Annotated in this window: 8 protein-coding genes; 6 read left to right on the forward strand and 2 right to left on the reverse strand. The window is 68.9% G+C overall.

Annotated elements, in window-relative coordinates; translation table 11 throughout:
• The first annotated feature begins 49 nt into the window (after positions 1–49).
• From ABH931_RS06945 to ABH931_RS06970, 6 genes are all read left to right on the forward strand, one after another.
• Positions 50–2,272, forward strand: a complete 2,223-nt coding sequence (locus tag ABH931_RS06945) for a hypothetical protein (RefSeq protein ID WP_370110919.1) — start codon at positions 50–52, stop codon at positions 2,270–2,272.
• A gap of 499 nt (positions 2,273–2,771) precedes the next feature.
• Positions 2,772–4,661, forward strand: a complete 1,890-nt coding sequence (locus tag ABH931_RS06950) for an ABC transporter substrate-binding protein (RefSeq protein WP_370110921.1) — start codon at positions 2,772–2,774, stop codon at positions 4,659–4,661.
• Positions 4,662–4,836: 175 nt separating this feature from the next.
• Complete coding sequence (locus tag ABH931_RS06955) at positions 4,837–5,784, forward strand: ABC transporter permease (protein ID WP_370110922.1); 948 nt, start codon at positions 4,837–4,839, stop codon at positions 5,782–5,784.
• A gap of 73 nt (positions 5,785–5,857) precedes the next feature.
• The gene (locus ABH931_RS06960) at positions 5,858–6,784 is read left to right on the forward strand and encodes an ABC transporter permease (protein WP_370110924.1); all 927 of its coding nucleotides are present in this window, start codon (positions 5,858–5,860) and stop codon (positions 6,782–6,784) included.
• Between the two features lie 40 nt (positions 6,785–6,824).
• Positions 6,825–8,879, forward strand: a complete 2,055-nt coding sequence (locus tag ABH931_RS06965) for a dipeptide ABC transporter ATP-binding protein (protein WP_370110925.1) — start codon at positions 6,825–6,827, stop codon at positions 8,877–8,879.
• Positions 8,880–8,980: 101 nt separating this feature from the next.
• Positions 8,981–9,676, forward strand: a complete 696-nt coding sequence (locus tag ABH931_RS06970; protein WP_370110927.1) for a class I SAM-dependent methyltransferase — start codon at positions 8,981–8,983, stop codon at positions 9,674–9,676.
• 73 nt (positions 9,677–9,749) lie between these two features.
• Here ABH931_RS06970 and ABH931_RS06975 read toward each other — a convergent pair whose 3' ends face one another.
• Positions 9,750–10,871 carry an ABC transporter ATP-binding protein gene (locus ABH931_RS06975; protein WP_370110929.1) on the reverse strand — a complete coding sequence of 374 codons (1,122 nt, stop codon included), beginning with the start codon at positions 10,869–10,871 and terminating at the stop codon, positions 9,750–9,752.
• Positions 10,864–11,922, reverse strand: a complete 1,059-nt coding sequence (locus ABH931_RS06980; RefSeq protein WP_370110978.1) for an ABC transporter ATP-binding protein — start codon at positions 11,920–11,922, stop codon at positions 10,864–10,866. Before ABH931_RS06980 ends, ABH931_RS06975 begins: the two co-directional genes overlap by 8 nt.
• Between the last annotated feature and the right edge of the window lie 2 nt (positions 11,923–11,924).

Below are 11,924 nucleotides of genomic sequence, written 5' to 3' on the forward strand. Positions count from 1 at the left end.
GCGCGGGGCGCGAACCGGAGCAGCAGTGAGTCGAGAATCCGACAATCCGATGTCGCCTCGTCAGGGCGGCGACTCCTACCCCTCGGGTACGCCCCCGTACGGCGTGCCCGGCGACGCGGCGTTCTCCCGCGCGGGGCAGCCGCCACAGACCGGCCGGCCGAACCCCGGCTCCCCCGACCGCGATGAACCGCGGACCGAGACCACGCTCACCACGCGCATCAAGATCAACATCCCCGGCTCGCGGCCGATCCCCGAGGTCGTCGTCCGCAGCCCGCTGACCGAGGAGGCCGGCGAGCAGCCCTCGCCGCGGCGCCGCCGCGCCGACACCTCGGGCTCGCCCGTGCTCGGTGTCATGGACTCCGGGTCGCGCACCGCCACGCCCCCGGACCTGCCGCCGGAGTGGCTCACCCCGGAGGAGTCGGCTCCCGCGGACCCCGCGGCTCCCGGCTCCCCGTCCAGCGAGTGGTTCGCGCCGCGGAAGAAGTCGGCGCCGCCGGCCGCGTCGGCCCCCGCCCCGGCGCCGAGCCCCGCGCCCGCGCAGCCGCTCTACCAGGAGCAGCCTCCCGCCGCCCCGGGCTACCAGGCCCCGGGTCGTCAGGACGGCCGGGCGCCCGCCGGATACGACCTGCCCTACGGCAGCGGCCGCGACGCGACGCCGGACCCGTACGCCCAGCCCTGGGCCACGCCGTCCCCGCAGACGCAGCAGACGCCTCAGCCTCAGCACACCCAGCAGCAGCCCACCGGCCCGGCGCAGGGCCGGCCGGCCCCCCAGGCCGCGCAGGCGAGGCCGCAGCAGACGCTCCCGCCCCGCCCCGTGCCGGGCGGCCGCAGCACCCGCCTGCCGGGTGCGCCCGGCACGCCGGCCGAGGACCTCACGGGTGGTCAGCCGACGCTCCAGTTCCGTGCGCCCACCGAGCAACTGACGGACCCGCAGGCCGGGTTCGCCCAGGCGGCCGGCGCAACCGCCACCATGCCCGCGTTCGGCGGCCCGACGATAGCCACGCCGACCCCCGGGGGTCCCGGCACCGGCGGCTACCCCGGTGGGCCCGGTTCCCAGCCGGGCCAGCCGACCGCTCCGGGCGGCGGCAGCCGCCGCGCCGGCAAGGCGGGCAAGGGTGGCGCGCAGGCCCAGCAGCCCCAGCAGGGCGGCAAGAACACCGGCAAGGCGGGCGCGAAGGGCGGCGCAGGCAACGGCCAGACCGCCACACTGCCCGTGCCGCGCCCGCAGCCGATCGGTGACGGCTTCGCCGGCGGTACCGGCGGCGTCGCCTCCGAGCCGCGGCCCGAGCCCGCCGGTGGCGGGCAGGGCACCGGCGCCTCGACCGCGCCCGCCTCGGGCGGCAAGCGCGGCGGCGGCAAGGGCCGCAAGCTGGCGGGCTACGCCATCGGCGCCCTGGTGCTGGCGGGTGCCGGCGCCTACGGCGCGGGGCTGATGCTCAACCAGGCCGACATCCCCAAGGGCACCACGGTGCTCGGCTACTCCATCGGCGGCGACACCCGCGACCAGGCGGTCACCACGCTGACCAAGACCCTCGGTGCCATCGCCTCGCACCCGCTGACGGTCTCCATCGGCGGAAAGACGGCCACGCTGAACCCCTCGGTGGCCGGTCTGACCATCGACACCAGTGCCACCGTCGACAGCGTCGCCCACCACGACTACAACCCGGTCACCGTGATCGAGTCGCTCTTCGGTCACGGCCAGGCGGTGGCGCCGGTCGTGGTGATCGACGAGGACAAGCTCCGGTCGGCGCTCCAGCAGCTGGCCTCCAGCAGCAGCGCCTCCGACGCCGAGGTCCACTTCACGGCGACCGGCAAGGTCGAGGTCACGCTGCCGAAGGCGGGCAGCGGCCTGGACGTGAACGCGGCGGTCCCGCTCGTGGAGCAGGCCTTCAAGACTCGGGCGACCGTCGGCCAGGACACGGTGGTGACTCTCAGCGTCACCACGGTGCAGCCCAAGGCCGACGCGACCGCGGTCGACGAGGCGGCGCGCACGCTCGGCGCCTGGGCGATGAAGCAGCAGTTCCACGTCGTCGCCGGCGGTCACCCGGTGCCCTTCGGCAAGGGCACCTTCAGCCAGGCGCTGACGCTGCGCCCGGACGCCTCCGGCGCCTTCGTTCCGGTCTTCAACCTGGCCAAGCTGAAGGCGGCCTACGGCACGGCCTTCGACGGTCTCCACACCAAGGACGGCAAGCTGGTCACGGTCCAGGACGTCGCGGCGGCCCTGGTCTCGATGCTCGGCAAGCCCGACGGCGTCACCTCGACCCAGATCTGAGTCCGGCCGCCCAGTGCGGCAGCTCGCCCCGGATGCGCATGGCGTATCCGGGGCGTTCTGTTTCCATTACATTTCCCGATGCATTCGGCGGAAATTCTCGGCTCCCGGGCAAATTCCCCCCACCCGCCGGACTTTTACCCACAATAGGAGGGTTGACTTATGCGCCTTCCGACACTCGGCAGTAAAACTACTACTTGCGAGTGATATGCCGGGTAAGTCCGATTCTGCCGACTTGTCAGAACCCACGTCCGATAGTCGGACAGAGATGTGCCCAACTCACCTCTCAGCAGCACGTTCTGCCACCGCGTCAAGTGGTGGCACGTAATAGTCGGAGCAAAGAATGGCCGTTACCTGCTGTTTGAGTGTTATCCAACCTTGATCGATGCCCTGTCGACACGAGGTCCCCTTGCCGCCAGTATGTGCTTCAGCTAGGCGTTGTTGTGCGGTGTTCCTGACCACCGGCAGGCGACGCGGATGACTGTCTCCGGGAGGGGAAACAATGACCAGAAGGAACCTTCGGGTCCTGCAGGCTGCGGCGCTGGTCGCCACTGGCGCGCTCGCGCTGTCCGCGTGCAGCAGCAGCTCGACCAACAACAACACCAAGCCGAAGAGCCTCGGCACCGACTACTCCTACGGCACCATTCCGGCCGCCTCGTCGAACGTCGTCCCCGGTGGCGTGCTCCACGTCGCGCAGGACAGTGGCGCCGACCCGAGCTGGATCTTCCCGATCACCCCGGCCGCCAACTCGTCCGTCTACGTCACCAACCAGTTCCAGTACCTGAGCTGGCGCACCCTCTACTGGTCGCCGAAGGGTGCCACGCCGGACTGGGACTACTCCCGTTCGATGACCGACGGCAAGCCGTCCGTCTCGGCCGACGGCAAGACCTTCACCATCAAGCTCAACGGCAAGTACACCTGGTCCGACGGGCAGAAGGTCACCTCCAAGGACGTCCTGTTCTGGTACTACCTGTACAAGGCCGCGGTCAAGGAGAGCGCCGCGAACGTCGGCAACTACACCGCCGGCCAGTTCCCGGACAACGTCACGGCCGCCTCCGCGCCGGACGACCAGACGGTGACCTTCACGTTCAACAAGGTGCTGAACCCCGACTGGGTCCTGGGCACGGAGTTCGCCCAGATCATCCCGCTGCCCGCGCACTCCTGGGCCAAGTCCTCGGACAGCGGCGCGCTGCTGGACTACAGCCAGCCGGCCAACGCCAAGGCGATCTACGACTACCTGTCGGGCGCGTCGAAGAAGCTGTCGACCTACGCGACCAACCCGCTGTGGCAGGTCGTCGACGGCCCGTACAAGATCAGCATGTACAACACCTCCACCGGGGCCACCAACTTCCTGGCCAACAAGAGCTACACCGGTGAGGGCAAGCCGAACATCGCCGAGATCGACGAGCTGGCCTACACCTCGCCGACCGCCGAGTTCAACGACCTGCAGAGCGGCAAGCTGGACTTCGGCTACGTCAAGTCCGACAACTGGCCGCAGCTGGGCAAGCTCAAGGCCAACGGCTACAACGTCTACGGCCTGCCGGACTTCGGCTTCGGCTACATGTACTTCAACTTCAAGAACACCAGCAACGGCTGGGACAAGGCGATCAGCCAGCTGTACGTCCGCCAGGCCTTCGCCCACCTGCAGGACGAGGACGCGGAGATCAAGGGCATCTACAAGGGCATGGCCGCTCCGGCCTACGGCCCGCTGGGTGTCGCGCCCAAGTCGCCCTACACGCCGGACAGCGCGCTGACCAACCCGTTCCCGTTCTCGATCGACCAGGCCAAGCAGCTGCTGACCTCGCACGGCTGGAACGTGGTCCCGAACGGCACCACCACCTGCGCCACCCCGGGCACGGCCGCCAACCAGTGTGGCGCCGGCATCACCAAGGGCCAGAGCCTGGACTTCACGTTCTACTACACCAGCACGCCGAAGGCGACCGGCCAGATGGTGACCGCCTTCGCGGCGAACCTGAAGCAGATCGGTGTCAACGTCACGCTGAAGGCCGACACGTTCAACAACCTGATCCAGAACGAGTCCGTGGTCTCGTCCCCGAAGAACGACAACAACTGGGGCATGGCCGACTTCGGTGGGTTCTCGGAGAACATCTACCCCTCGACGATCAACCTGTTCAACACGGGCGGCTCGTACAACCAGGGTGGCTTCTCGGACCCGACCCTGGACACGCTGATCAACAACTCGATGATCTCGCCGGACTCCGACGCGCTGAAGAAGGAGATCACGGCGGTCGACGGCGACCTCCCCGGCATCTTCCAGCCGAACGAGGACCGTATCTACGCCTGGAGCCCGAAGCTGTCCGGTTCCACCGACTCCTTCGCGGCCACCACGCAGTTCATGCTGAACCCCGAGGACTGGTACTTCACCAAGTAAGCCGGGATCGTACCGAGGCGGCGCGGTAGCCAGTCTGCCGCGCCGCCCGGTCGACGCCTCGCAGCCCATCCGGACCAAGCGTCAACTCCGGGTGGGCCGCCTGGTATCAACAGGCAGCTCCGTGGCGGGCTGCCTTCCTCCCCATCGAACCATTACGAAGGAGGAGATCCCGAACATGGCGGGCTATCTCATCCGGCGCCTGGCCACGGCGATCCTCGTGGTCTTCGGCATCATTCTGGTGACGTTCCTGATGCTGCACATCATCGCGCCGTCACCCGCGATCACGGTCCTCGGGCCGAAGGCGCAGCCAGCGGCCATCAAGGCATGGAACCACGCGAACGGCTTCGACAAGCCGTGGTGGGACCAGTTCGCCACGTACGTGGGCCATCTCTTCCAGGGGAACCTCGGCTGGTCCTACCACCTGAACCAGCCGGTGACCTCCCTGCTCACCGAGAAGGCGCCCCTCAGTGTCTTCCTGACCGTCGCCTCGCTGGTCCTCTCCATCGCCGTGGCGCTGCCGCTCGGCATCTACCAGGGCGTCAAGCGCAACTCCTTCGGTGACATCTCCGCCACCTCGCTGGCCATGATCTTCTACTCGATGCCGACCTTCATCGTCGCGCTGCTGCTGGTCCAGGTGTTCGCGCTCAACCTGAACTGGGTCAGCCCCAACGTCCCGCAGGACCAGACGCTCTCCGGCGCGCTCGGCAGCTTCCAGGACCTGCTCATGCCGATTGTGGCACTGACCGTCACGGCTGTCGCCTCATTTTCGAGGTACCAGCGTTCGGCCGCCCTCGACGTGCTGGCGCAGGACTACATCAAGGTGGCTCGGGCCAAGGGTCTTTCGGACCGGCTGGTGTACTCCCGGCACCTGGTGCGCAACGCCTCGCTGCCGATGATCACCCTGATCGGGCTCTCGCTGCCCCTGCTGATCGCGGGCAACCTGCTGGTCGAGTACACCTTCAACATCAACGGTCTCGGCCTGCTCTTCGTCAACTCCCTGCAGGGCTACGACTACAACGTCCTGATGGCCTACACCCTGATCACGGCCGTCCTGACGGTCATCGGCAACCTCGTCGCCGACGTCTGCCTGACCCTGTCCGACCCCCGCATCAAGCTGGTGTAGCGCCATGTCCGATACGACGAACACTCCCGCAGCCTCCGCCGAGGCCGCCACCGAGACAGCCCGAGGAGTCGACGTGAGCGCGATCATCGAGTCTCCGGCCTCCCCCGAGCCCGCTGCCGCTCCCGTCGCGGACGCCGGCGACCTCCAGGCGACCACCTCCGCCTGGAAACTGACGCTCCGCGAGTTCCTCAAGAACAAGATGGCCGTCGCCGGCGTGGCGATCCTGGTCTTCTTCGTGTTGTTCTGCTGGCTCGGCCCGGTCTTCTACCACTCCAACCAGGAGACCACCGACCTGCTCAACACCGACGGCGCCCCCGGGCCGGGCCACCCGCTCGGCACCGACAGCAACGGCTTCGACATCATCGGGCGCATCATGCTCGGCGGTCAGACCTCGCTGTGGATCGGCTTCGCCGCCGCCGTCATCGCCACCGTCATCGGCACCCTCTGGGGCGCCGTGGCAGGTCTGCTCGGTGGCCTGGTCGACGCAACGCTGATGCGCGTCGTCGACATCCTGCTCGCCCTGCCGTTCCTCCTCGTCGTGCTGATCATCTCGCAGCGCTACGGCGCGAACACCTGGGGCCTGATCATCATCCTGGGTGTCTTCTCCTGGCTGGTGCCGGCCCGCCTGATCCGCGGCGAGGTCCTCACCCTGAAGATGCGCGACTTCGTCTCGGCGGCCCGGGTCATGGGTGGCACCAACTCCCGGCTGATCTTCCGGCACCTGATCCCGAACGCGATGGGCACGGTGATCGTGAACATCACCTTCCAGATCGCCGACGCGATCCTCGCCCTGGCCGCCCTCGGTTACCTCAACTTCGGTGTCAGGTACCCGAACACCGACTGGGGGTCGCAGCTCGGCGACGCCCAGAGCAACCTGTCCAACGGCTACTGGTGGGAGGTCTTCCCGGTCGGCATCGCTCTGGTGCTGGTCGTCATGGCCTTCAACTTCATCGGTGACGGCCTCCGCGACGCCGTCGACGTCCGACTGCGCAAGCGCTGACGACGCCCGCACACGACAGAGACGGAATCGAGGAACAACCATGGCTCTTCTTGAGGTAAACAACCTCTCCACCCACATCGCGATCAGTAGCGGCAGCGTCCAGGCCGTCGACGAGGTCTCGTTCAGCCTCGAGGCCGGGGAGACGCTCGGCCTGGTGGGCGAGTCCGGCTGCGGCAAGTCGATGACCGGACTCTCCCTGATGCGCCTGCTGCCTCCGGGCGGACAGCTCGTCGGCGCTTCCTCCGTCAAGCTGGACGGACGGGAGCTGGTGGGTCTGCCCGAGTCGGAGATGCGCAAGATCCGCGGCAACGACATCGCGATGGTCTTCCAGGACCCGATGAGCTCGCTGGACCCGACGAAGACCATCGGCTACCAGGTGGCCGAGCCGGTCATGCTGCACCGCGGCGTCAGCAAGGCGGCGGCGATGGACCGGGCCGCCGAGGTGCTCGGCCTCGTCGGTCTGCCCAAGCCGAAGGAGCGGCTCGGGGACTACCCGCACCAGCTCTCGGGCGGTCTGCGCCAGCGCGTGATGATCGCCATGGCACTCGCGTGCGAGCCCAAGGTTCTCATCGCCGACGAGCCGACCACCGCGCTCGACGTGACCATCCAGGCCCAGATCCTCACCCTGCTGAACGATCTGAAGGACCGTCTCGGCATGGCGATGATCCTGGTCACCCACGACATGGGCGTGGTGGCCGGGCACGCGGACCGGATCAACGTCATGTACGCCGGACGCATCGTCGAGTCCACCAGGACCGACAACCTCTTCGGCGACATGCGGCACCCCTACACCCAGGGGCTGCTGGCGTCCATTCCGCGCCTGGCGCAGGACAACACGCAGAAGCTGTTCACCGTCCCGGGCCTGCCGCCGGACCTGGCCAACCCGCCGTCCGGCTGCCGCTTCGCGGCGCGCTGCAACTACGCCACGGACGAGTGCCGGGCCGAGTCCCCGAAGCTGGTCGGTCCCAAGGACCACACCTACGCCTGCTTCCACCCGGTCTCCGGCCCGCTGGACCTCACGGCCTCGGTCACGACGACCGAGCGCGCCGAGCCTGCCGAGAAGACCAAGAGGCCGCTGCTCGAGGTCACCGACCTGGTCAAGGAGTTCCCGGTCGGCAGCAGCCTGTTCGGCCGCGGCAAGGCGGTCGTGCACGCGGTCTCGGGCGTGTCCCTCTCGCTCGGATACGGCGAGACCTTCGGCCTCGTCGGCGAGTCCGGCTGTGGCAAGACCACCCTGGGGCGCATGATCGTCGGCCTGGAGAAGCCCAACTCCGGCATGGTCACCCTCGACGGAACCCAGGTGGGTTCGCTGCGGGGCAAGGAGCTGCGTCGGCACCGCCGCGACCTGCAGATGATGTTCCAGGACCCGCAGGCCTCGCTCGACCCGCGCATGCGCGTGGGCTCGATCCTGCGGGAGCCGTTGCAGATCCAGGGCATCGGCACCACGCAGGAGCAGCTGACCCTGGTCAGTGACCTGCTGACCGAGGTCGGCCTGCCGAAGTCCGCGCTGGAGCGGTTCCCGCACGAGTTCTCCGGCGGTCAGCGTCAGCGCATCGGCCTGGCCCGGGCACTGACCCTGCATCCGAAGGTCATCGTCGCGGACGAGCCGGTCTCGGCCCTGGACGTGTCGATCCGGGCGCAGGTGCTGAACCTGATGAAGCGCCTGCAGGCCTCGCACGACCTGTCCTACGTGGTCATCTCGCACGACCTGGCGGTGGTCAAGTACCTCGCCGACCGGATCGGCGTGATGTACCTGGGCAAGATGGTCGAGATCGGCTCGGGCGAGGACATCTACCAGCGGGCCGCCCACCCGTACACGGCGGGCCTTCTGGAGGCCATCCCGGTCCCCGAGCCGGAGCTGGAGCGCCAGAAGCGCGGCGGCGGCATCAAGGGCGAGCTGCCCAGCCCGGTCGCTCCGCCGTCCGGCTGCCGCTTCCGCACCCGCTGCCCGCTGGCGCAGGAGCGCTGCGCGGAGGAGGAACCGGCCATGCGCCTGTTCGGCACCGGCCATGTGGCGGCCTGCCACTTCCCGCTGCAGACGCCGGTCTCCGACACTCCGGTCACCGTCGCCACGCCCGCGGGCGAGGTGGTCTGACGCAGTCCGCGGCCGGAGCGGAGTCCACCACCGGCAACCACAGGGGCCGCCCGGCCGTCATGGTCGGGCGGCCCCTTCCTTCGTCCCCGAAAGCACAGGTCGTGAACCTCACCGACTTCTCCCCCGCACCCAACCAGGGCGGGCACCCGGAGCTCTACGAGACCGAGAACCGGGCAGTCGACCCCGGGAACCTCGTGCTGGACGCCCTGGCCGAGCTGGCACCGTGGCGGGGGCGTACGCTCGTCGACCTCGGCTGCGGCAGCGGCTTCTGGCTCGCCGCCTACGCCGACGCGGCCGAGGTGATCGGCGTGGAGCCGGACCCGGAGCTCGTGCCGCTCGCCGCCGCCCGACCGGGCGGCGCCCGAGTGCTGCACGGGTCGGCCGAGCACATCCCGCTGCCCGACGCCTCGGTGGACGTCGTTCACGCGCGCTTCGCCTACTTCTGGCCGCCGCGGTGCGAGCCCGGCCTGCGCGAGGCGCTCCGGGTGCTGCGTCCGGGCGGCACTCTCGTCGTGATCGACAACGACTGGCGCAACGGCCGGTTCGCCGAACTGCTCCGCGCCTGCGCCGGCTCGGCGGCCATGGGCAGTGGGGACCGCACCGACTCCTGGTGGGCGGAGCACGGCGCCCAGCGCACCGAGGTGCGCAGTGAGTGGGCCTTCGAGTCGCGGGCGGACTTCGAAGCGGTGCTGCGGATGGAGTTCCCCGACGGGACCGCCGACCGCTGGCTGGAACAGCACCCCGAGGCCACGGGCCTCAGCTACGGCTTCGTCCTCTTCTCCGTCCGGAAGGGCTGAGAACCGAAACGGAGCGGGGAGCCGCCCGACGGATGTCGTGCGACTCCCCGCTCCCGAGGACGGTGCGGTCGGCTCAGGCCTGCGAACCGTCGCCGTTCTGCTCGCCGTTGCCGGCACCGACGATGTCGATGTCCTCGGCGAAGTGGCAGGCGGACTCGTGCGCCGCCGGCGTGTCCTTGCCGCGGAACACCTCCGGGACCGCCAGCAGCGGCACGTCGGTCGCGCACTTCTCCTGCGCCTTGAAGCAGCGCGTGCGGAAACGGCAGCCCGACGGCGGGTTGGCCGGCGAGGGGATGTCACCGCTCAGCAGGATCCGCTCGCGGCCCTCACGACCCTCCGGGTCCGGCACCGGCACCGCGGAGAGCAGCGCCTGGGTGTACGGGTGGGTCGGGTGCTCGTAGATCTCCTCGTCCGTGCCGATCTCGACCATCTTGCCCAGGTACATCACGCCGACGCGGTCGGAGATGTGACGCACGATGGAGAGGTCGTGGGCGATGAACATGTAGGAGAGGTTGAACTCGTCCTGCAGCTTCTCCAGCAGGTTGATCACCTGCGCCTGCACCGAGACGTCCAGCGCCGAGACCGGCTCGTCGCAGATGATGACCTCGGGCTTGAGCGCCAGGCCGCGGGCGATGCCGATGCGCTGGCGCTGGCCGCCGGAGAACTGGTGCGGGTACCGGTTGATGTACTCCGGGTTCAGGCCGACGACGTCCAGCAGGTCCTGGACGGCCTTGCGGCGGTCACCCTTGGGAGCCACCTCCGGGTGGATCTCGAAGGGCTCACCGATGATGTCGCCGACCGTCATGCGCGGGTTCAGCGAGGTGTACGGGTCCTGGAAGACCATCTGGATGTTCCGGCGGATCGCCTTGAGCGCCCGGCCGGAGACCTTGGAGATGTCCTCGCCCTTGTACAGCACCTGGCCGCCGGTGGCCGGCTCCAGGTTCATCAGCACCTTGGCCAGCGTGGACTTGCCACAGCCGGACTCGCCGACGATGCCCAGGGTCTCGCCCTGGTGCAGGTCGAAGGAGACGCCGTCGACGGCCTTGACCGCGCCGATCTGCTTCTTGATCAGGATGCCCTGGGTCAGCGGGAAGTGCTTCTCCAGATCCCGGACCTGCAGGAGCGGCTCACCACGCTCGACCGGCTTGTCCATCACGGCCTCGATGGCCGCCTCGGTGGCGGTCGGCTCAGCCATGGATGGTCTCCTTCCAGAAGTGGCAGGCGCTGCCGCGCCCCTCGATCGGGGCGCCGTCGGGCTCGGTCACCGCGTGCAGCGGCGGGACCTCGGAGCGGCAGATCTCCTGGGCCATCGGGCAGCGCGGGTTGAACGCACAGCCGGAGGGGATGCGCAGCAGGTTGGGCGGCAGGCCCTTGATCGCGTAGAGCTCCTGACCCTTCTGGTCCAGGCGCGGAATCGAGTCCAGCAGACCGCGGGTGTACGGGTGCGCCGGACGCTTGTAGAGCTCGTGCACCGGGGCGGTCTCGACGATCCGGCCGGCGTACATGACCGCGATCTTGTCCGCGACGTCGGCGACGACGCCGAGGTCGTGGGTGATCAGGATCAGGCCCATGTTGTACTCGCGCTGCAGATCCGCCAGCAGCTCCATCACCTGGGCCTGGACGGTGACGTCCAGGGCGGTGGTGGGCTCGTCGGCGATGATCAGGTCGGGCTCCAGCGCCAGCGCCATGGCGATCATGATGCGCTGGCGCATACCGCCGGAGAACTGGTGCGGGTACTGGTTGACCCGCTCCTTGGCCGCCGGGATGCCGACGCGCTCCATCAGCTCGATGGCCTTGACCTTGGCGTCCTTCTTGGACGTCCCACGGTGGACCCGGTACATCTCGCCCAGCTGCGTCCCGACGGTGTGCACCGGGTTCAGCGAGGAGAGCGCGTCCTGGAAGATCATGGCCATCTGCGTGCCGCGGATCTTGCGGCGCTGCTCGTTGGAGAGCTTGAGCAGGTCCTGGCCCTTGAAGACGATCTCGCCGCCGGTGACGAATCCGGGCGGGCTGTCCAGGATGCCCATGACGGCCTGCGAGGAGACCGACTTGCCGGAGCCCGACTCACCGAGGATGGCGAGGGTCTCACCGGCGCGGACGCTGTAGTTCACGCCGTTGACGGCCTTGGCCACACCGTCGCGGGTGCGGAACTCGACCTGGAGGTCGCGCACCTGGAGCAGCGGGGCGTCCTCGCTGTCCGCGGTGCGGCCGCGCCCGTGGTCGGCAGTGACTTCGGTTGCTTCAATAC

The sequence above is a fragment of the Streptacidiphilus sp. MAP12-33 genome (genome assembly GCF_041261265.1).
Taxonomy (GTDB): Bacteria; Actinomycetota; Actinomycetes; order Streptomycetales; family Streptomycetaceae; genus Streptacidiphilus.

What these genes read in the sequence shown, in the direction of transcription:
- ABH931_RS06945 (WP_370110919.1), top strand. Translation starts at nt 50, where the DNA reads ATGTCGCCTCGTCAGGGCGGCGACTCCTACCCCTCGGGTACGCCCCCG.
- ABH931_RS06950 (WP_370110921.1), top strand. Translation starts at nt 2,772, where the DNA reads ATGACCAGAAGGAACCTTCGGGTCCTGCAGGCTGCGGCGCTGGTCGCC.
- ABH931_RS06955 (WP_370110922.1), top strand. Translation starts at nt 4,837, where the DNA reads ATGGCGGGCTATCTCATCCGGCGCCTGGCCACGGCGATCCTCGTGGTC.
- ABH931_RS06965 (WP_370110925.1), top strand. Translation starts at nt 6,825, where the DNA reads ATGGCTCTTCTTGAGGTAAACAACCTCTCCACCCACATCGCGATCAGT.
- ABH931_RS06975 (WP_370110929.1), bottom strand. Translation starts at nt 10,871, where the DNA reads ATGGCTGAGCCGACCGCCACCGAGGCGGCCATCGAGGCCGTGATGGAC.